At 70.6% G+C, this 19,422-nt stretch carries 22 protein-coding genes and 2 pseudogenes; 8 read left to right on the plus strand and 16 right to left on the minus strand.

Translation table 11 applies throughout. The features are described from left to right. A pseudogene (locus AB0I51_RS38740) lies at window positions 1-239 on the plus strand (hypothetical protein); the annotation flags it as partial. Between the two features lie 58 nt (window positions 240-297). On the opposite strand, the gene AB0I51_RS38745 reads toward AB0I51_RS38740, so the two are convergent. Continuing rightward, window positions 298-1,050: an MBL fold metallo-hydrolase gene (locus tag AB0I51_RS38745; RefSeq protein WP_362983079.1), complete on the minus strand. Its 753-nt coding sequence runs from the start codon at window positions 1,048-1,050 to the stop codon at window positions 298-300. A gap of 214 nt (window positions 1,051-1,264) precedes the next feature. Here AB0I51_RS38745 and AB0I51_RS38750 point away from each other — a divergent pair, with 214 nt between their 5' ends. Further along, window positions 1,265-1,690 (plus strand): type II toxin-antitoxin system PemK/MazF family toxin, encoded by a 426-nt coding sequence (locus AB0I51_RS38750; protein WP_362983080.1) that lies wholly within the window; start codon window positions 1,265-1,267, stop codon window positions 1,688-1,690. A 76-nt stretch (window positions 1,691-1,766) separates the two neighbouring features. Here the strand turns inward: AB0I51_RS38750 and AB0I51_RS38755 are convergent, their stop codons facing one another. After that, window positions 1,767-2,069: a hypothetical protein gene (locus AB0I51_RS38755; protein WP_362983081.1), complete on the minus strand. Its 303-nt coding sequence runs from the start codon at window positions 2,067-2,069 to the stop codon at window positions 1,767-1,769. Window positions 2,070-2,374: 305 nt separating this feature from the next. On the opposite strand from AB0I51_RS38755, the gene AB0I51_RS38760 reads away from it, so the two are divergent. Beyond that, window positions 2,375-2,611 (plus strand): hypothetical protein, encoded by a 237-nt coding sequence (locus AB0I51_RS38760; RefSeq protein WP_362983082.1) that lies wholly within the window; start codon window positions 2,375-2,377, stop codon window positions 2,609-2,611. An 18-nt stretch (window positions 2,612-2,629) separates the two neighbouring features. Here the strand turns inward: AB0I51_RS38760 and AB0I51_RS38765 are convergent, their stop codons facing one another. The 6 genes from AB0I51_RS38765 to AB0I51_RS38790 form a co-directional block, all read right to left on the minus strand. Next, on the minus strand, window positions 2,630-3,580 hold the full coding sequence (locus AB0I51_RS38765) for a cysteine synthase (protein WP_362983083.1): 951 nt from the start codon (window positions 3,578-3,580) through the stop codon (window positions 2,630-2,632). A 6-nt stretch (window positions 3,581-3,586) separates the two neighbouring features. Continuing rightward, on the minus strand, window positions 3,587-3,865 hold the full coding sequence (locus AB0I51_RS38770; protein WP_355913282.1) for a MoaD/ThiS family protein: 279 nt from the start codon (window positions 3,863-3,865) through the stop codon (window positions 3,587-3,589). A gap of 98 nt (window positions 3,866-3,963) precedes the next feature. Continuing rightward, window positions 3,964-4,059, minus strand: a complete 96-nt coding sequence (locus AB0I51_RS38775) for a putative leader peptide (RefSeq protein ID WP_317774922.1) — start codon at window positions 4,057-4,059, stop codon at window positions 3,964-3,966. Window positions 4,060-4,147: 88 nt separating this feature from the next. Beyond that, entirely contained in the window at window positions 4,148-5,146 is a 999-nt protein-coding gene (locus AB0I51_RS38780; RefSeq protein ID WP_362983084.1) for a LacI family DNA-binding transcriptional regulator, read from the minus strand. Between the two features lie 35 nt (window positions 5,147-5,181). Further along, a complete protein-coding gene (locus AB0I51_RS38785) occupies window positions 5,182-5,610 on the minus strand; it encodes a M67 family metallopeptidase (protein WP_362983085.1) in 429 nt (142 codons plus the stop codon). Window positions 5,611-5,772: 162 nt separating this feature from the next. Then, on the minus strand, window positions 5,773-7,197 hold the full coding sequence (locus tag AB0I51_RS38790; RefSeq protein WP_362983086.1) for an amino acid permease: 1,425 nt from the start codon (window positions 7,195-7,197) through the stop codon (window positions 5,773-5,775). A gap of 265 nt (window positions 7,198-7,462) precedes the next feature. Here AB0I51_RS38790 and AB0I51_RS38795 point away from each other — a divergent pair, with 265 nt between their 5' ends. Continuing rightward, window positions 7,463-7,726 (plus strand): hypothetical protein, encoded by a 264-nt coding sequence (locus AB0I51_RS38795; protein WP_362983087.1) that lies wholly within the window; start codon window positions 7,463-7,465, stop codon window positions 7,724-7,726. A 242-nt stretch (window positions 7,727-7,968) separates the two neighbouring features. On the opposite strand, the gene AB0I51_RS38800 is transcribed toward AB0I51_RS38795, so the two are convergent. Beyond that, entirely contained in the window at window positions 7,969-8,574 is a 606-nt protein-coding gene (locus tag AB0I51_RS38800) for a DUF2017 domain-containing protein (protein WP_362983088.1), read from the minus strand. Window positions 8,575-8,586: 12 nt separating this feature from the next. Next, a complete protein-coding gene (gene clpS, locus AB0I51_RS38805; protein ID WP_362983089.1) occupies window positions 8,587-8,904 on the minus strand; it encodes an ATP-dependent Clp protease adapter ClpS in 318 nt (105 codons plus the stop codon). An 80-nt stretch (window positions 8,905-8,984) separates the two neighbouring features. Here clpS and AB0I51_RS38810 point away from each other — a divergent pair, with 80 nt between their 5' ends. Together AB0I51_RS38810 and AB0I51_RS38815 are read left to right on the plus strand one after the other, a co-directional pair. Continuing rightward, complete coding sequence (locus tag AB0I51_RS38810; protein ID WP_362983090.1) at window positions 8,985-10,331, plus strand: nicotinate phosphoribosyltransferase; 1,347 nt, start codon at window positions 8,985-8,987, stop codon at window positions 10,329-10,331. A 116-nt stretch (window positions 10,332-10,447) separates the two neighbouring features. Further along, window positions 10,448-11,032 (plus strand): isochorismatase family protein, encoded by a 585-nt coding sequence (locus AB0I51_RS38815; protein ID WP_362983091.1) that lies wholly within the window; start codon window positions 10,448-10,450, stop codon window positions 11,030-11,032. Window positions 11,033-11,096: 64 nt separating this feature from the next. Here the strand turns inward: AB0I51_RS38815 and AB0I51_RS38820 are convergent, their stop codons facing one another. The 4 genes and pseudogenes from AB0I51_RS38820 to AB0I51_RS38835 form a co-directional block, all read right to left on the minus strand. Continuing rightward, entirely contained in the window at window positions 11,097-11,357 is a 261-nt protein-coding gene (locus AB0I51_RS38820) for an MMPL family transporter (protein WP_362983092.1), read from the minus strand. Between the two features lie 11 nt (window positions 11,358-11,368). Further along, a pseudogene (locus AB0I51_RS38825) lies at window positions 11,369-12,378 on the minus strand (MMPL family transporter); the annotation flags it as partial. A gap of 195 nt (window positions 12,379-12,573) precedes the next feature. Next, window positions 12,574-12,921, minus strand: coding sequence for a hypothetical protein (locus AB0I51_RS38830; RefSeq protein ID WP_362983093.1), 348 nt, complete (start codon window positions 12,919-12,921; stop codon window positions 12,574-12,576). 135 nt (window positions 12,922-13,056) lie between these two features. Next, on the minus strand, window positions 13,057-15,399 hold the full coding sequence (locus tag AB0I51_RS38835) for an immune inhibitor A domain-containing protein (RefSeq protein WP_362983094.1): 2,343 nt from the start codon (window positions 15,397-15,399) through the stop codon (window positions 13,057-13,059). 433 nt (window positions 15,400-15,832) lie between these two features. Between AB0I51_RS38835 and AB0I51_RS38840 the strand changes: the two genes are divergently transcribed. After that, entirely contained in the window at window positions 15,833-16,162 is a 330-nt protein-coding gene (locus AB0I51_RS38840) for a hypothetical protein (protein ID WP_362983095.1), read from the plus strand. A 99-nt stretch (window positions 16,163-16,261) separates the two neighbouring features. On the opposite strand, the gene AB0I51_RS38845 is transcribed toward AB0I51_RS38840, so the two are convergent. Beyond that, on the minus strand, window positions 16,262-16,900 hold the full coding sequence (locus tag AB0I51_RS38845; protein WP_362983096.1) for an RDD family protein: 639 nt from the start codon (window positions 16,898-16,900) through the stop codon (window positions 16,262-16,264). 89 nt (window positions 16,901-16,989) lie between these two features. Then, the gene (locus AB0I51_RS38850) at window positions 16,990-18,690 is read right to left on the minus strand and encodes an RDD family protein (RefSeq protein WP_362983097.1); all 1,701 of its coding nucleotides are present in this window, start codon (window positions 18,688-18,690) and stop codon (window positions 16,990-16,992) included. A gap of 252 nt (window positions 18,691-18,942) precedes the next feature. Between AB0I51_RS38850 and AB0I51_RS38855 the strand changes: the two genes are divergently transcribed. Further along, on the plus strand, window positions 18,943-19,416 hold the full coding sequence (locus tag AB0I51_RS38855) for an SsgA family sporulation/cell division regulator (RefSeq protein ID WP_019065934.1): 474 nt from the start codon (window positions 18,943-18,945) through the stop codon (window positions 19,414-19,416). Window positions 19,417-19,422 lie beyond the last annotated feature (6 nt).

The raw sequence follows: 19,422 nt of genomic DNA on the forward strand, positions 1-19,422 counted from the left end.
CGGCCGATACGACGATGCCCGGCCCCGGAGTCCGCTCCGGGCCGGGCATCGTCGTATCGGCCGGCTCGGGCCGCGTGTCGGACCGTTCAGACCGTGAGCACGATCTTCCCCCGCACCGACCTCTCCTCACTCCTCCGGTGCGCGACGTCGCCGCGACCGTGGGCTTACTGGCCGGCGACGACGCCGAGGCGCTGACCGGCCAGGTCCTGCCGGTGGACGGGGGCAGCCTGCTGCGGTGACCCGGGCACGGCAAAGCCCCTCGCAGCCGAGGGAACGGTCGGGCTGCGGGGGGCCTTGTCAGATTTCGTACGACGCCCTCGGCGCCGCCAGTTCCACCGGGCCGTCGAAGACCTCGCGTGCGTCGGCCAGGTTGGCCTGGGGGTCGGTCCACGGGGGGATGTGGGTCAGGACCAGGCGCCGGGCTCCCGCCCTGGTCGCCGTCTCGCCCGCCTCGCGGCCGTTGAGGTGGAGGTCGGGGATGTTCTCCTTGCCGTGGGTGAACGCGGCCTCGCACAGGAACAGGTCGGTGTCCCGGGCGAGTTCGTCCAGGGATTCGCTGACGCCCGTGTCACCGGAGTAGGTGAGGGACCGGCCGCCGTGCTCGACGCGGATGGCGTAGGCCTCGACGGGGTGGCGGACCCGCTCGGTGTGCACGGTGAAGGGGCCGACGTCGAACGTGGAGGGCTTCACCGTGTGGAAGTCGAAGACCTCGCTCATCGAGGAGGCGGTGGGGGTGTCGGCGTAGGCCGTGGTGAGGCGGTGCTCGGTGCCCTCGGGGCCGTAGACCGGGATGGGGTCGCAACGGCCGCCGTCGTGGCGGTAGTAGCGTGCGACGAAGTACGCGCACATGTCGATGCAGTGGTCGGCGTGCAGATGGCTGAGGAAGATCGCGTCGAGGTCGTAGAGACCGCAGTGGCGCTGCAGCTCGCCAAGGGCGCCGTTGCCCATGTCGAGGAGCAGCCGGAAGCCGTCGGCCTCTACGAGGTAGCTCGAACAGGCCGATTCCGCGGACGGGAACGACCCTGAGCAGCCGACGACGGTGAGCTTCATAAAGCAGAAACCTCCGCTGGCGGTAACTTCTGGAGTTGGGGGACGGGGGTCGTGCGGTCCGTCGAGCGTAAGGCGCAAAAGGGCCGGTCGCTCCTCCGCCAAGGTCCGTTGTGGGGGAACTCACCTGTGGTGTCACCGGTTCGGCTGGAACCGGGGCGTGTGGGGTGTACGAGAGGGCGCGCGGCCGGGATTGCGCGCCGGTAACGTCCTCCCCATGGACAGGTTCTGGTGGCTCGCGCTCGCGGCGGTGATGTTGCTGGCGCTGGTCGCCACGCTTGTCGACGGGTGGGGGCGGGGACGCCGGCCGTCCCGGGCGGTGCGCGGGGACCGGCCGCAACCCGCCGAGATCTGGTGGGCGAACGTCCCCTACGAGGATCAGCCGGAGGCGGCCAAGGACCGGCCGTGTCTGGTGCTCTCCGTGCGCGGGCGGACGGCGACGGTCGCGAAGATCACCAGCAAGTACCACGACGAGCGCGGCGGGGTGATCGCGCTGCCCCCGGGGTCGGTCGGGGACGCGCAGGGCCGGGCGAGCTATCTGGAGACCGCCGAACTGCGGTCCGTGCCGGTGGCCGATTTCCGACGGCGGGTCGGGGTCGCGGACCCGGTCCTGTGGGATCAGGTCCGGCATCTCGCCCGGTAGGCGCGTACTGCGCAACGACCGCTGATTCCATGGCAATTGGGGTCGCGCGTGAGGGGTCGGACACCGGCCCGCGGGACTACTGACCCGTATGACGGACTGACTCGTAGTCGCGGGTCGTTTCGTGATCGCGTTCACGGCCTTGCTGCTCGACGACAAGGGGCGCGGCGCCGCCGCCGATGCCTGTCTGGCAGCGCTCGTGGCCGAGGACCGGAACAGTGCCGTCGTCGAACCGCATGTCGTGGAACGGCTCGGTCCGCCGACCCTCGGCGTGCTGAACGGCCGGGACCACTGGGCGGTGCAGCAGGGGGGCGGTGGCCAGTCCGGTGGCCGCGGGGGCGCTGCGCCGGCCGTCAGTGGACCGCGGGCGTCGGCGCTGCATGTGCGCAGCCCCGCCTACTCGCCGGGTCGGAGCAAGGGCGAGTGCCTGTGGGAGATGGGGGTGCCGAACGCCCGGCGGCATCTGGAGGCGGCGGAGTCGCGGCTCACCCGTGAGGGCTTCACCCGGCCCCGGTTCGAGACCGCTCCCGGCCTGCCGCTGCTCTGGGGCCGGTGGTCGGCGATCGCCGCCGCTGCCGCGGTGCCGGCGGTGACCGTGCCGCTCCTCGACCAGGCCTGGGTCCGGGCCGGGCCGGCATTCGTCATCGGGGCGACGGCGCTGCGGAAGGTGTTCCCGACGGCCCGGCCATGCCGCGGCACCTGCCCGCTGTCACCGGCGAGGGGGAGGCGGTGCTCCGGCTGGCGCGGGAACGCCACGCGGAGCCGGATCCGGCGACGCGCCCGGCGTCGGAGCCGTACGAGCCGGGTGAGGTGCGGATGGCGGTCGCGCTCCACGGCTCCGCGGTGCTCTACCGCGTCGACGAAAGGATCATGACCGACTGGTTCCGGCCGGCCCCGGAGTTCGTCGACGGCCCCGGGGAGTGACCGCCCGGGGCGCCCGGATCAGGCCCAGAGCTGGCCCTGAAGCGTCTCGATCGCCTCTTCCGTCGTCGCCGCCGTGTACACGCCGGTCGACAGGTACTTCCAGCCGCCGTCCGCCACCACGAACGCGATGTCCGCCGCCTCCCCCGCCGTTACGGCCTTCCTGCCCATGCCGATCGCCGCGTGCAGGGCCGCGCCGGTGGAGACGCCGGCGAAGATGCCCTCCTGCTGGAGGAGTTCGCGGGTGCGGGTGACCGCGTCGGCGGAGCCGACCGAGAAGCGGGTGGTGAGGACGGAGGCGTCGTAGAGCTCGGGGACGAAGCCCTCGTCGAGGTTGCGGAGGCCGTAGACGAGGTCGTCGTAGCGCGGCTCGGCGGCGACGATCTTGACGTCCGGCTTGTGCTCGCGGAGGTAGCGGCCGACTCCCATGAGGGTGCCCGTGGTGCCGAGGCCCGCCACGAAGTGGGTGATGGACGGGAGGTCGGTGAGGATCTCCGGGCCCGTCGTGGCGTAGTGGGCGCCCGCGTTGTCCGGGTTGCCGTACTGGTAGAGCATGACCCAGTCGGGGTGTTCGGCGGAGAGTTCCTTGGCCACGCGTACGGCCGTGTTGGAGCCGCCGGCCGCGGGGCTGGGGATGATCTCGGCGCCCCACATGCCGAGCAGGTCGCGGCGTTCCTGCGAGGTGTTCTCGGGCATCACGCAGACCATGCGGTAGCCCTTGAGCTTCGCGGCCATCGCGAGGGAGATGCCGGTGTTGCCGGAGGTCGGCTCCAGGATCGTGCAGCCGGGGGTGAGGCGGCCTTCCTTCTCCGCCTGTTCGATCATGTACAGGGCCGGGCGGTCCTTGACCGAGCCGGTCGGATTGCGGTCCTCCAGCTTGGCCCAGATGCGGACGTCGGCGGACGGCGAGAGCCGCGGCAGGCGCACCAGAGGGGTGTTGCCCACCGCGGCCAGCGGGGAGTCGTAACGCATCGACGATCAGGCCATACCGCCGGCCACGGCCGGCAGGATCGTGACGTTGTCGCCGTCGGTCAGCTTGGTGTTGATGCCGTCGAGGAAGCGGACGTCCTCGTCGTTCAGGTAGACGTTGACGAAGCGGCGCAGCTCGCCGCCGTCGACGATGCGGGCCTGGATGCCCGCGTGCCGGGTCTCGAGGTCGGCGAAGAGCGCGGCGAGGTTCTCACCGGCACCCTCGACGGCCTTCTCGCCGCCGGTGTAGGTGCGGAGGATGGTGGGGATGCGGACCTCGATGGCCATGGCAAGGGGCTCCTGTCGGAAGCGGGAAGGGTCGTCTGGTGTCGGTGGGCACACGTCTGCTTGCCGCGGCACACGGCCTGTACGGCGACAGCGCGCTGTCAACAGATGGCGCTGTTCAGCCTGCACAGGTCGACGTGCAGCCGCGCCACGAGCAGCATGCCCGGCGCCTTGTCGCTCACGTCGAGAAGAACCATGGGCTCATCGTATCGATTCCCGGTCCCGCCCCCGATAGGCGATCTCACAATTCGGACGAAATTCATTCGGGGGGTGAGACGGCGCAGCTCAGGCGGACTGCCGTACGACAAGCCGGGTGGGCACGATCGCCGACGGCAGGTCCTGCCCGGGACCCTGTTCGGTGCGGTCGAACAGCAGCCGGGCCAGCAGGCGGCCCATCTCGGCGACGTCCTGGTGGACGGTGGTCAGCGGCGGGTCGGTCGACTCGGAGATGGAGACGAGGTCGTCGAAGCCGACCACGGCCACGTCCTGCGGGACCCGGCGCCCGCGTTCGCGCAGGGTCTGGAGGGCGCCGGAGGCCATGAGGTCGGAGGCGACGAAAACGGCGTCGAGGCCGGGGTGGCGGTCGAGCAGCGCAGCCATGGCGTCGGCGCCGCCCTGCCGGGTGTAGTCGGCGCGTTCGACCAGGTGGGGTGCGGTGTCCGGGAGGACGTCCCGGTAGCCGGCGAGCCGTTCCGCGGCAGAGTTCTCCTGGTCGTAGGGGCCGGTGACGGTGGCGACGCGCTCCCGGCCGAGGGCGAGGAGGTGGCGGACGGCCAGTTGGGCGCCGCCGCGGTTGTCGCCGTCGACGTAGGCCTGGCCGCGCACCGGGTCGCCGTCGCACAGGAGGGGACGGCCGCCGAAGACGGGGCGCAGCGAGAAGAGGATCGCGCCGTCGACATGGCCGCCGCCGAGGTAGTCGGCCACGCGCGCGTAGTCGTCGGGTTCGTCGACGAACAGCAGGACGGCCTGGGTGCCGTGCCGGGCGAGTTCGCCGCGGATGCCGCGCAGCAGACAGTCGAAGAACGGGTCGAGGAACAGCCGGTCCTCGGGCTGGGCCGCCACCACCGCGACGGCGCCGGTGCGGCGGGTGACCAGTTGCCGGGCCGCCTGGTTGGGCACATAGCCCAGCGCGGAGATCGCCTCCCGGACCCGGACCGCGACCTCCGGACTCACCTTGGACTCGCCGTTGACCACCCGCGACACCGTGGACTTCGAGACGCCCGACCAGCGGGCGACATCCTCCAGCGTGGGGCGCCGTACGTTCGACCGCTGCGTCAACACCATCTCCGTCACGGCGAGTTGGGCTGTTGCGTACGCGGTCAGTATGCCTCTACGACCTTGACGTCCTCCTCCGTGATCTCGCCCTCGACGATGCGGTAGGAGCGGAACTGGAAGGGGCCCGCCTCGTCGGTGTCGGCGGTGGAGACCAGGACGTAGTGGGCGCCGGGCTCGTTGGCGTAGGAGAGGTCGGTGCGGGAGGGGTAGGCCTCGGTCGCGGTGTGGGAGTGGTAGATGATCACCGGCTCCTCGTCGCGGTCGTCCATCTCGCGGTAGAGCTTCAGCAGGTCCTGCGAGTCGAACTCGTAGAACGTGGGCGAGCGGGCCGCGTTCAGCATCGGGATGAAGCGCTCGGGGCGGTCCGTGCCCGCCGGGCCCGCGACGACTCCGCACGCCTCGTCGGGGTGGTCCTCGCGCGCGTGGGCCACGATCTGGTCGAAGAGGGCCTGGGTGATGGTCAGGGTCGACATGGTCGTCAGGATAAGCAGAAAATCAAGAGGGGCCGCGCGACGGGGGTCCCCCCAGGTTTTCGGCACTGGGGGGACCGTCAGGCAGGGTGGTGGTGGGCGACGGGCGGGACGCCACGTACCGAGTGGTGGTACGTGGCGGCCCATATGCCGGGATCGGGCGGGTCAGCCGACCTTCTCGAACTCCGGCTCGCGGCGCTCGGTGACCTGCGGGTCGCGGACCTTGAGGGCGATCCAGCCGGCGGCCAGCGCGAGGGTCCAGCCCGCCATGACGTAGAGGCAGACGCGGGAGTCGGGGTCGTAGGCGATGAGGCCGGTGACGAAGAGGAGGAAGGCGATCGCCACGTAGGAGAACTTCGCACCGCCCGGGGCCGGGAAGGACGAGGCCGGGAGGCGGCCCGCGTCGACCGCGCGGCGGTAGAGGACGTGGCTGATCAGAATCATCAGCCAGGTCCAGATGCCGGCGGCGGTGGCCACCGAGGTGACGTAGCCGAACGCCTTCTCCGGGACGACGTAGTTGAGGACCACGCCGATGCCCATGAAGGCGACGGAGACCGTGATGCCGAGGGCCGGGGTCTTGGAGGCGGAGAGCCGGCTGAAGGCCTTCGGGGCCTCGCCGTTGTCGGCCAGGGTGCGGAGCATGCGGCCCGTCGAGTACATGCCCGAGTTGCAGGAGGAGAGGGCCGCCGTGAGGACGACGAAGTTGACGATGCCCGCGCCCGCCGGGATGCCGATCTTCGCGAAGGCCTCGACGAACGGGCTGACGCCCGGGGCGAATTCGGTCCACTTCACGACGCAGAGGATGACGGTGAGGGCGCCGACGTAGAAGAGGGCGATGCGCCACGGGAGGGTGTTGATCGCCTTGGGGAGGGTCTTCTCCGGGTTCTCGGACTCGCCCGCGGTGACGCCGACCAGCTCGACGGCGAGGTAGGCGAACATCACGCCCTGGAGGGTCATCAGGGAGGAGCCGATGCCCTTGGGGAAGAGGCCGTCGAACTGCCAGAGGTTGGCGACGGAGGCGGTGTCGCCCGCGCTGCTGAAGCCGAAGGTGAGCACGCCCAGGCCGATCACGATCATGCCGATGAGCGCGGTGACCTTGACCATCGAGAACCAGAACTCGATCTCGCCGAAGAGCTTCACCGAGATGAGGTTGGCCACGAAGAGGATCACCAGGAAGGCGAGCGCGGTCACCCACTGGGAGACGGACGGGAACCAGTAGTTGACGTAGATGGCGGCGGCCGTGAGTTCGGCCATGCCGGTGACCACCCACATCAGCCAGTACGTCCAGGCCGTGAAGTAGCCGAAGAACGGGCCGAGGAACTCGCGGGAGTACTCCGCGAAGGAGCCCGACACCGGGCGGTACAGGAGCAGTTCGCCCAGTGCCCGCATGATGAAGAAGATGATCACGCCGGCCAGGGCGTACATGAAGATGAGGCTGGGACCGGCCTTGGCGATGTTCGCCCCGGCTCCCAGGAACAGGCCGACGCCGACGGCGCCGCCGATCGCGATCATCTGGACCTGACGGCTGCCGAGCCCGCGCTCGTACCCCTCCTCGGGGGCCTTGTCCGTCTCGACCTGAGCGGAGGTCATGTGTGGTGCGCCTTTCTCCGAATCCCCCCATGGACTGGAGCTGCCCGGCCGAGGTCCGTCGGCCGCATGGCGAACCCGGCGGGACATGGGTGGCGTCCGCCGGGCGGTCGTGAAGATCTATCACGGTCGCAATCGCGATCGACGGGGACATTTGTGGCGCACACCACAGGAAGAAGCGGACAAAAATGAGCGACGGCCAGCATTCCTGGCCGCCGCGGTGACGCGATCGTTATCCGCATTTGAGCGTCCGCTGAGCGAACGAGAGATGACCGGACCGCAAAAGGAACGGCCGATTGCGGCGATCCTGGCGGCACCGGGGCGGGTGGGCCGGGGCGGGGGATGCGGGGCGGGGGATGCGGGCGGGACGGGAGCTGTGGGCGGCACGGGGACCGTGGGCGGCACAAGGACCGTGGGCGGCACAAGGACCGTGGGCGACGCGGGCGGGGCGGGCGACAAGGTCCGTACGACCGATACGGAGGCGTGGACGGATCTGCGCGAACGGGTGGTACGGCCCATGGGGCCGACGTGATCCCACCCGGTACGGCCCATGCGGGCGATGCGGGCGGTCCGGTTCGTGGGGACGACACCGCCCCAGCCCGTACGGACGGCCCCGGCGGTCCGCCCCACACTGCCGACACACCCCCAGCCCGCACGACCCGTACGACCGGTACGGGCGATCCGACCCACACAACCGGCACGTCCCCGCCCACACAAGCAGCACGCTCCCGCCCACGCGACCGACTCAGGACAGCCCGGCCGCGTCGTCGTCGGTCAGCGCATCAAGGTCGTGACCAGGGTCTCCTGGAGGCCGCCCAGCCAGAGGTATGCCATCACCATCGGTTTGCGCGGGTCCTCGTCCGGGAGGCGGTAGAGGTCGTCGGTGTCGTCCTCGTCGGTGATGTCCAGGCGTGAACCGATCGCCAGGCGGAGGTCGTTGAGGGAGCCGAGCCACTGGCGTGACTCCTCGGCGGTCAGTTTGAGGACCGCGCCGCCGTCGCCGCCAGGGGTGAGCGAGTCGAGGGTGCGGATCACCGCGAGGGCGTTCTCGCGCTTGCCGGCCCTGAGGTCGTTCTCGGTGAAGCGGCGGAACTCGGCGGAGTGCGCCATCCGTTCCTCCGCGTCCTGCGGGGAGTCCGGGGCCTGCTCCGGGTCGGTGTAGGCGTCCGGGAACAGACGCCTGAGCACCGGGTCGGAGGGCGGCTCGCTCGGGCCCTCGGCGAAGAGTTCCGCGAGGGGGTCGTCGGGGGCGTCCTCGCCCGGCCCCGGGCCGATCAGCTCCAGGAGCTGGACGGCCAGTGACCGGATGATGGAGATCTCGACGTCGTCGAGGGCGACGGCGGCACCGCCGCCGCGCAGCGGTTCGAAGTGTCCTGGCATCGGGATGGGTCGCTACTTCCGGTCCTGCTGGAGGGTGGCCCACAGACCGTAGCCGTGCATGGCCTGCACGTCGCGTTCCATCTCCTCGCGGCTTCCGCTGGAGACGACCGCGCGGCCCTTGTGGTGGACGTCCATCATGAGTTTGGTGGCCTTGTCCTTGGAGTAGCCGAAGTACGTCTGGAAGACGTACGTCACATAGCTCATGAGGTTGACCGGGTCGTTGTGCACGATCGTGACCCAGGGGACGTCAGGCTCGGGTACGGCGAAGACCTCCTCCGCCGACTCGGTGCGTTCGATCTCCAGGGGTGCGGGTGACGTCACACGGCCCATGCTGCCACCACAAGGGGGTGCCCGCACAAATGGACCCCACAAATCGTCAGAGTGACGAGATGGGAGTACGATCCATCGTCATGAACACAGCGGACCTTGGGCTGCCGGTGGACGTTCCCTCGACGGCGCTCTTCACCGACCACTACGAGCTGACGATGCTGCAGGCCGCCCTCAAAGCGGGTACGGCCGACCGGCGTTCGGTCTTCGAGTGCTTCACCCGGAGGCTGCCCGAGGGCCGCCGCTACGGCGTCGTCGCGGGCACCGGACGTGTCCTGGACGCGGTGGAGAACTTCCGCTTCGACGCGGACGTCCTCGGCTTCCTGCGCGAGCGGAACGTCGTCAACGAGGAGACCCTGGCATGGCTCGCCGCCTACCGCTTCAGCGGTGACGTCTGGGGCTACCCGGAGGGCGAGGTGTACTTCCCGGGCTCGCCGATCATCCGGGTCGAGGGGTCGTTCGCCGAGTGCGTGCTGCTGGAGACCGTGATCCTCTCCATCCTCAACCACGACTCCGCGATCGCCGCCGCCGCCTCCCGCATGGCCTCCGCCGCCGGGGACCGCCCGCTGATCGAGATGGGCGCCCGCCGCACCCACGAACTCGCCGCAGTCGCCGCCTCGCGCGCCGCCTACGTCGGCGGCTTCGCCACCACCTCCGACCTCGCGGCCGGCTTCCGCTACGGCATCCCCACCGTCGGCACCTCCGCGCACGCCTTCACCCTGCTCCACGACAACGAACGCGACGCGTTCCAGGCCCAGGTGGACTCGCTCGGCCGCAACACGACCCTGCTCGTCGACACCTACGACGTCACCGAGGCGGTCCGTACGGCGGTCGAGGTCGCCGGGCCCGAACTGGGCGCCGTCCGCATCGACTCCGGCGACCTGCTGCTCGTCGCGCACCGGGTGCGCCAGCAGCTGGACGAACTGGGCGCCGTAAACACGAAGATCATCGTGACCTCCGACCTCGACGAGTACGCCATCGCCTCACTGGCTGCGGCGCCCGTGGACGCGTACGGCGTCGGCACCCAGCTGGTGACCGGCTCCGGGCACCCGACCTGCTCGATGGTCTACAAGCTGGTCGCCCGCGCCGAGTCCGCCGACCCGAAGGCTCCGCTGGTGCCGGTCGCGAAGAAGTCCAGCGGCGGCAAGACATCCATCGGCGGGCGCAAGTGGGCCGCACGGCGGCTGGACGCCGACGGGATCGCGGAGGCCGAGGTGATCGGCACCGGGCCGGTCCCCGCCGAACTGGCCGACCGGCAGCTGCTCGTCGAACTGGTCAAGGGCGGCGAGGTCGTGGCCCGCGAACCGCTGGACGTCGTACGGGACCGGCATGCCGTCGCACGGGGCAACCTGCCGTTGTCGGCCACCCAGCTGTCGCGCGGGGAGGCCGTCATTCCTACGGAGTACGTCCAACTGCGCTCGGGTAGTTAAGACCCGTCACTTACGACCCGCGAGTTAAGACCAGTACGAAAATCAGGAGTGCGCCCTCCCGCGGTGGCGCCGAAGTCTCTAGGCTCGAATCTCACTCTCCGTCGAAGGACACCACCATGCGCCGCGCCTTGATCGTCGTTGACGTGCAGAACGACTTCTGCGAGGGGGGCAGTCTCGCGGTGGCCGGTGGTGCCGACGTGGCCGCCGCCGTGACCGAGCTGATCGGGCAGGCGCCCGCCGGCTACCGGCATGTCGTGGCCACCCGCGACCACCACATCGCGCCCGGCGGCCACTTCGCCGACAACCCCGACTACGCCCACTCCTGGCCCGCGCACTGCGTCGCGGGCACGGAGGGGGTCGGGTTCCACCCGAACTTCGCGCCCGCGGTCGCCTCCGGCGCGATCGACGCCGTCTTCGACAAGGGGGCGTACGCGGCGGCGTACAGCGGGTTCGAGGGGCACGACGAGAACGGGGTGTCGCTCGGCGACTGGCTGCGGGCGCGGGAGATCGACGAGGTGGACGTCGTCGGGATCGCGACGGACCACTGTGTGAAGGCGACCGCGCTGGACTCCGTGCGGGAGGGGTTCCGTACGCAGGTGTTGCTGGATCTCACGGCCGGGGTGGCGAAGGAGACCACCGACCGCGCACTGGAGGAACTGCGCGCGGCCGGCGTGGAGTTGACGGGCAAGCCGGTCGTCTAGCGGCCCTTGTCCGCGGTTCTTCGTCTGCGGGCCGGTGGGGGCTGGTCGCGCAGTGCAGCGGGTTTCATACGGCCGTCTTCTCGGGGTCGCCCACCGGCTCCGTTGCCGGGTGCTGTCTGCTGAGGCCCTCGCCCTCGATGTCGACGTTGGGCAGCAGCCGGTCCAGCCAGCCCGGCAGCCAGGAGATGCGCTCGCCGAGGATGGCGAGGACGGCCGGTACGAAGGCCATGCGGACGATGAACGCGTCGAAGAGGACGGCGATCGCGAGGCCGAAGCCGATCGTCTTGATCATGGATTCGTCGGCCGTGATGAAGCCCGCGAACACCGAGATCAGGGGCGGGAGAGGACGGCGCGGGGCCAGAAACCGAGCAGGGCGGGCACGAGGGTCAGCGCGATGAGGACGGCGACGACGACCGCGCCCGCGGCGCACAGGCCCATCTTGGTCAGCAGCGGGATGCCCACGACCGAGAGGCCGGCCAGCGCGATCACGACGGTGAGACCGGCGAAGACGACGGCCGAGCCCGCCGTGCCGGTGGCGAGGCCTGCCGCCTCCTCGGTGGTGTGGCCGTTGGCGCGTTCCTCGCGGTGGCGGAAGACGACGAACACCGCGTAGTCGATACCGCAGGCCGGGCCGAGCATCGTGGCCAGGGTGCCGGTCGTGCTGGACAGGCCGAACGTGTTGGCCAGGGTCGTGACCGCGGTCATGGAGATGCCGACGCCGAGGATCGCGGTCAGCAGCGGGAGCCCGGCGGCGGCGAGCGATCCGAAGGTGATCAGCAGGACCACGGCCGCGATGCCGACGCCGACGATCTCGCCCACTACGCCCGCCGAGGACTGCGCGGCCAGTGCGGTGCCGCCGATCTCGACGGTGAGGCCGGCGTCGCGAGCCTGCTGGGCGGCGTTCCTGAGGTTGTTCTTGGCGGCGTCGGAGAGGTCGTTGGCCTTCACCGTGTAGGTGACGGTCGAGTACGCGGTGGTCGCGTCCTTGCTCACCGCGCCCGCCTGGAAGGGGTTCACGGCGCTCGCGACCTGGGGTCCGCCGGAGACCTCGTCGACGAGCCGGACGACGGCCGCCCGGTCGGTGCCGGTAGTGATCCTCCGTCCGTCCGGGGCTACGAAGACGACCCGGGCCACGGCGCCGTCCGCCTGCGCGCCCGGGAAGCGCTGCTGGATCAGGTCGAAGGCCCGCTGGGACTGACACCGGGGGTGGAGAAGGTGGTGGCGCGGGCGTCGGCCGCCTTGGCGGAGGCGAAGCCGGGGGCCGCGGGGATCACCACCCAGAGGACGGTCACGTACCAGCGCCGGCGGAAGGCCAGGCGCCCCAGGCGGTAGAGGACGGTAGCCACGAGGGCCTCCGCTGCGGTCTTGGGGTGCCCCGAGCCATCTCAGGATGGGGTGCATCGGGGCGGACCGCCTGTCGGGGGCACGCGGGGCCGCGTCGTCCGTTGGCTGCGGGCCGGTGGGGGCTGGTCGCGCCCACGCGGCGGAGCCGCATATCGATGCAGCCCCGCGCCTCTGAAGGGGCGTTGCAGCCGACGCCCCTATGCAGGCGCCGCTGGCCTACGCAACAGCGCCCTGATCGGATGCCACAGCTCGTGCGGCAGCTCCGCCCCCGGGACCACGACAGCGTTGTCAGGAGCCGTTCGCCATATCAGCCCGTCGGGGTGGTGCAGGACCGCGGTGATCTCGTCCGGGGTCGGCGGTTCCGCGTTGCCGCGCAGGTAGACGGCCCGCATTCCGAGGTTGCGGAGCCGGGTCAGGGCCCGGGCGCGGTTGCGGGCGTGGACGAGCACACGGACGCAGCCGTCGCCCTGGGCGGTGGGTCTTGGCAGGTTCAACGCCACCACCACGCTGCCTGTGGGCAGCTTGCAGAAACCTCCTGCGGACAATGCGGTCACACCCCCGTGCGAGTCGGTGTCGATGTCGGTGTCAATAAGACGGGCACAGGACGCACCTAAACACGTATCGGCGGCGACCCGCCAGGGGGTCACCGCCGATACGTCTCTGACCTGCGCTTTTACCGACTACTTCACCGAGGGGCCGACCTGGACGCTGATCGTCGAGCCGCTCAGCGGCTCCTTGACGATCTTGATCCGGGTGTTGGTGTCAGTGATCTTGACACCGGCCGTCGGGTTCGACGTGTCGTAGTAGGTCGACTTGCCGTCGTCGAAGACGGGGACGCCGGGCTGCGACTTGATCTTGGTGGCGACGTCGGCCTTGTGCAGGGTCATCGAGTCCGTCCGGTACAGGCTGAACGGGGAGTCGTAGGCCTGGATGCGGTTGCGCATCAGCGTGCCGTCGGTCCACTTCAGCTGCGTCGGGTGGGAGTCGATCGGCAGGATCAGACCCTCACCGGCGTGCGCGCTGGTGTTGTTGTCCGCCTGCGAGGTGTCCCACTTCCAGATCAACAGGCCGTTCTGGTAGGCGTAGTGCTCCACCCAGTCCGGACGGGTCGTCGAGAAGCCGAAGTTGTACGGGCCGACCTTCAACACCTTGTCGTACGACACGTACTGACGGTTCTCGGCGATGTAGTACTGCGCGTAGTCGTCCGTGAAGGACGCGCCGATGCGCGAGAAGCCCTTCGCGGTCCAAGCGGCGTCCGCGGACTCGGCGTTGTCGGAGAAGAGGGTGGCGCCGTCGGCGGTCACCGTGATCTCGTCGGCCGCGAAGCCCTTCTGGGCCACACCGCTGTCCGTCTGGTAGCGGAAGCGGACGTCGATCTTCTGGCCCGCGTAGGCGTCCAGCGGGTACGTCAGCTTCTGGTACGCGGCCGCCGTGCCGGTGAGGGCGGGGTTGCCGCTGCCGTCACGCGGGATGGCGGAGCCGTCGGCCAGCTTGCCGTCGATGGGGGTCCAGGTGGCGCCGCCGTCCTTCGACACCTCGGTGTAGAGGTAGTCGTAGTCCTGCTCGGCGTCGTACCAGCCGTCCAGCGTGAGCGTGGCCGACGACTTGCCGGTCAGGTCCACTGTGCGGGAGAGGGTGTTGCTCAGGTCGTTGCCGCTGCCGCTCCACCACTGCGTGGCGCCCTGTGCCGGGGTGACCACCTGAGTGGTGACCGCCTTTTCGGGCAACTGCACCACGAGGGCCTGCGGGTTCTTGGTGTTGTACTCCGCGACGCCCAGCGTGTGCTTGGACTTGACGCCCGCCTTGGCAACGTCGTAGTCCAGCCAGCCCAGTTGGAGCTTGTCCCAGGCGTTCATGTCGCCGGGCAGGTCACCGATGGCCTCCTTGCCGGTGCCGAGCCAGGAGCCGGACGACATCAGCGTCCAGAAGCCGGTGGAGTTCTCGCCGCCCGCGGTGTCGTACTCGTCGGGCAGACCGAGGTCGTGGCCGTACTCGTGGGCGTAGACGCCGAGTCCGCCGTTCTCCGGCTGGATCGTGTAGTCGCCGACCCAGACGCCGGTGTCGCCGACCTGGGTGCCGCCGAGCTTGTTGGTGTCCGGGCCGGTGGAGCCGGCGTCGGTGCCGAAGGCGTACCAGCGGTGGGCCCAGATCGCGTCCTCGCCCTGCGCGCCGCCGCCGGCGGACTCGTCCTCACCGGCGTGCACGATCTGGAAGTGGTCGATGTAGCCGTCGGGCTCGTTGAAGTTGCCGTCGCCGTCGTAGTCGTAGCGGTCCCACTGGTCGAACCGGGCCAGCTCCGTCTTGATCTCGGCGGCCGTGTCACCGGCGGCCTCGCGCTGGGCGACCCAGGCGTTGACACCGTCCTGCACCGCGTACCAGGCGCCGGTGGAGGCCTTGTTGGAGCCGTAACGGGCCTCGTTGTAGGGGACCTTGACCCAGTCGGTGACCTCGCCGTCGACCGAGTAGCGGCCCGAGGACTGCTTCTCGTAGTACTTCTTCAGCGACTCGGTGTTCTTGCCGGTGCCGAAGTACAGGTCCTGGAAGTGCGCCTGGTTGTAATCCGCCTGCCAGGCCGTGGAGTTGTCCTTGGTGCGGTCCGGCGCGGCTATCTGGTTGTGCAGCGGGCCGGCGGTGCCGCCGTAGCGGCTGTCGACCTGGTCGCCGAACTCGACCAGGATCGTGAAGATCTTGTCGGTCTTCTCCCGGCTCAGCTCGACGTACTTGCTCTTGCCGCCCTTGCTCTTGAGCTGGACGACCTTCGAGCCGTTGCGGTCCTTGACGGACGCCTTGCCGGCTATGACCTCGTTGAGGGCCTCCTGGCGCTGGGCGTCCTGCGTCTTGCTCAGCGGGCCGTCGAGGTCGTGCTCCTTCTGCGCGACCGGCGCGGGGTCGTGCCGGTCGACGGCGGCGGACTTGGCCGAGGTGTTGGCCTCCGCCACGGCGAACGTCGAGAACGTGGCGGTCGCCGCCGCGAGGGCGACACCTATGGCCGCCGCTCTGAACGTCCAGGGTCTGCTGGTCACTTGATGTCCTCCCCTGCGTACCCGACCGCGCGGAAGGGGGGTCCTGGAAGTCATGGAAGGTCCGCGCGCGGCGTACGCGTGATAGTCAAGTGACGTTATTTGACTAGAGGTTTACGAGAAAAGACAGATCTTGACTTGAGCAGGACAAGTGCACTATGCGAAGCGGGGGTCCGTTTTACGGACACCCGAAGGCCACTCGTGCATCGCTCAACGGGCGCGCGGGTCCGTCCACTTCGTGGACGGTATGACTCCGTGCGCCCCCCATGCTCCGGAGCTGTGTGTTAGGTCATGCTTACTGCTCGTTCCACTCGGGCATGCAGGCGAATAGAGTCGATTGGCGGATCGCCCGGAACCGGCGGAAAGCCAGGCCGACATCCTTGTCGCACCCCTCTTTCACAGCTCCCCTCCATCGCCTAACGAGGACTCGATTGCCATGCCTCGTCCGACCGCCGCACAGCTCGCCTACGGTTCGTTCACCGTGATCTTCTCGACGCTCGCCATGCTGCTGCTGTCACAGACGAGTTCGGGTCTGGGGATCGCGGTCGTCGCCTTCGCGGCGCTCGCCCTCGGGCTGCTCGTCTCCCTGACGGTGCCACAGCCCAAGTCCCGCACCGCAGCCGCGGCCCGCGCGGCGGCCGAGGCCGCGCCCGCGCCCGTCCCGGCCTTCGTTCCGCAGCGCAGGCGGGTGCTGGTGCGGCGGGAGACCGTGTCCGCCGCCGCCGTCTCGTCGGCGGAGCCGGTACGGGAGCGGAGCACTCCCTAGACCAAGCACAAGCTCACGCCCAACCACGCGAATCGGCGGGTCCGTTGACGACGGACCCGCCGATTCGCTGTGTACGCCCGGGTGTTGGTCCCGGTCACCTCAACGCGTGCTGACCACCACGGTCTTGGCGGCCTTGTCGTGCAGGCCCTGCTTGTACGGCTTGTCGAAGAAGCTCCAACCGCCGCAGATCACCGTCCAGATGCAGGCGCAGCAGAACGCGAACGGGATCCACAGCACGGCCGCGCGGATCAGGTTGGTCTGCACGGAGGGCGTCGCCCCGTTGTCGAGGTTGGCCACCCTGAGGCCCAGCCACTTCTTGCCCAGCGTCTGGCCCGACTTGGCGAGCATCACGGTGTCGTAGCCCATGTACAGCACCGCCGCGGTGAGCGACTGCCCGAGCGACTTGGCGTACGACATGCGGTCGGAGTTGATGTCGTACTCGTGCACGCCGAAGGCCCAGGTGAGCAGCCAGACGAGGATGCCGACGAGGATCATGTCGATGATCCGGGCGAGGGTGCGCCGGCCGCTGTCGGCGAGCGGGGGCATGCCGGCGAGCGGGTCGGTGGGGTAGGAGCCGCCGCCGTAGGGCGGCGGTTCACTGCCGAAGGGCGGCGGCTGACTGCCGTAGGACGGCGGGTCGTACGGTGAGCCCGATCCCTGGCCAGGAGGGGGCTGCTTCCTGAACGGGTCGTCTTCCGGCGGCTGCTGGCCGGAGCCCGAAGGCGGTTCGGTACTCATGGCCCGAGTCGACCGCGAACGCCACGGCTCCGCATCCGGCGAGCGGCCGTCCGGGGTACGGAATCAGGTACCCCGGATGCCGTACCCCGCTATCCCGCTACGAACGTATGTGCTGCCTTGTCGTGCCAGCACTGGTGCCAGGGCCGGTCGAAGAGACACCAGGCGACACCGACGATCCCGATGCCGAGCACGCCCGGGACGCTGTAGACGAGCCAGCGGCGCAGCGCCCCGCCGAAGCCGGGCGGCTCGTGGCTCTCGATGCCGCGCACCTCCAGACCGCAGAGCTTCTTGCCCAGGGTGCGGCCCCACTTGGCGGTCGGCAGCGCCTCGTAGAGGACACCGAAGAGGAGGAGTACGGCGAGCACGATGCCCAGGTAGGCGGCCGTGGTGCCGTCCAGCAGCCAGACCGTTTCGGCGCGGCCGGAGAGCTTGGCCGCGTCGATCTTCTCGTTGATGTGGTCGGCCGCCCTGGTGCCGAGCGGTACGGCCGCCACGGCGGTGACCGCGCCGAGCACGACGGTGTCGACGAGCCGCGCCAGCAGCCGCTTGCCGAGCCCCGCGGGCCGGGCCGCCGACTGCCGCCGGGCCGCGGCCTGGAACACGTCCTCCACGGGCGGCTTCCAGGGCGCCACGGGGCCGTCCTCGTCCCCCGCCAGCCGGTGCACCTGCTGCGCCCAGGAGGGCTGCCCGCCACCGGAGCCGGTGGCCATGGGCATGGCTGCGGCCGCCTGCGGCTGCTGCACCGGCCCGGACTGCGAGGGGACGCCGGGGGCGGGCTGTGGGGGGCCGGAGAGGGCCGTGGAGGCGGACGCGGGGGCGGCGGCCGGCGCCCCGGTGCCGGCACCCGCCCGGCCCGCCTGGGCCTGGGCTGCGGCGGCACGCGCGGCTGCGGCTTTCCCGGCGCCGAAGCCGGGGCCGGAGGGGTCGCCGGCCGGGGAGTTCCCGCCTGGCCCCTGGCCACCGGCGGCGGGCGGATTTCCGCCGGGTCGCCGGCCGTCGGTGGCGGACGGCGCACCGGCACCGCCGAGGCCGCCTGCGGCGGCAGAGCCCCGGGCGCCGTGGTCCCCGCCGGCGGAGCCGGTGCCGGCGGGCCCGTAGCCCCCCGCGGCCGAGCCGGACGAACTCTGCGATCTGTAGCCTCCGGCAGCCGAATCAGAACCGCCCGAGCCCTGTGCGCCGAAGCCGCCGGCCCCCGAGCCGGAGCCGCGCGGACCTTGCGCGTCGAAACCACCGGCGCCCGGGCCGGCCTCCGGTGAACCCTGCGGGCCGTACCCCGCGGCGGCGGAGCCGGTCCCGGCAGAACCCCGGGCACCGTCATCCCCGGCCGCGCCGAAGGCCCCCGCGCCCGCACCGCCCGCGTTCCCCGTGCCCCCGCTCCGCGCCCCCGGCGCCCCGCCCTGTTGGGGAGTGCGCGGGGTCTGGCGGCGGAAAGTCGTCGTGCCCTCGTCGGGGGTGTCGGCGGGGACCCTCGGGTCCGGGGCACCCCAGGAGACGTGACGGTCCTGGGCGCCGCCGAAACCGCTCTGGTGGGCGCGGTCCGCGCCCCAGGCCGAGGCCGGCTCGGGGTGGGCCGGCGCCGGGTCCTCGTCGAAGAAGTGCGGTCCGGTCTCCTCGACGGACGGGCCCGCGCCGGGCGCCGCGGGCGACAGCCCGTCCGACGGCGCCGGGCGGCTGGTGCCGGGCACCCAGGCCGAGCCGTTCCAGTACCGGACGTATCCAGGAATGGACGGGTCCGGGTAGTACCCCTCGCGGGGCCTGTCGTCACCGGGTGCCGGCGTTGGGGCGCTCATGTCCGTCGTCCCGTATCTGCTCGGAGGTCAAATGGGGGTGTCCACATCTATCAGACCCGTGCGACCGCCACTGCCCGTCCCGCCGGACCCACCCCTTTCCGGGCAAGCTCGTGCACGGAGTCCACACGCCCCGAAGCCCCGCGAAGCCGCGCGGAAAAAAAGTTTCCCGAACCCGCGTAATGCTTCGGGCCGCACGCCCTCTCACTCGTACGGGCCCACCGCGGGGCCCGTGCGCGAGAGAGGACACACGTCATGCACACAGTGGTAGAGCGGGAGTTGGAGCTGAAGCTGATCCTGTCGCCGGAGCGGAGCATTCCCGTTCCGGCCCGGCTCAGCTACCGCACGGACGACCCGTACGCCGTCCACATCTCCTTCCACATCAACTCCGAGCACCCGGTGCACTGGACCTTCGCCCGCGAACTGCTCGTCGAGGGGGTGTTCCGGCCCTGCGGGCACGGGGACGTACGGGTGTGGCCGACGAAGGTGGAAGGGCGCAGTGTCGTCCTGATGGCACTGAGTTCACCCGATGGAGACGCCCTCCTGGAGGCCCCCGCGGCCCAGGTGTCGGCGTGGCTGGAGCGCACCCTGCGGGTGGTGCCCCCGGGCTCTGAGGCCGAGCAGCTCGGCATCGACGACGGCCTGGCCGAGCTGCTCGCACCGACCCCGGCCGACGACCTGTGGCTGCGCGACCCGTGGCCGTCGGACGAGTCGCGGGACGGGGAGTGAGCCGCG

Origin of the sequence: Streptomyces sp. NPDC050549 (genome assembly GCF_040655035.1) — a bacterium.
Classification (GTDB): domain Bacteria; phylum Actinomycetota; class Actinomycetes; order Streptomycetales; family Streptomycetaceae; genus Streptomyces.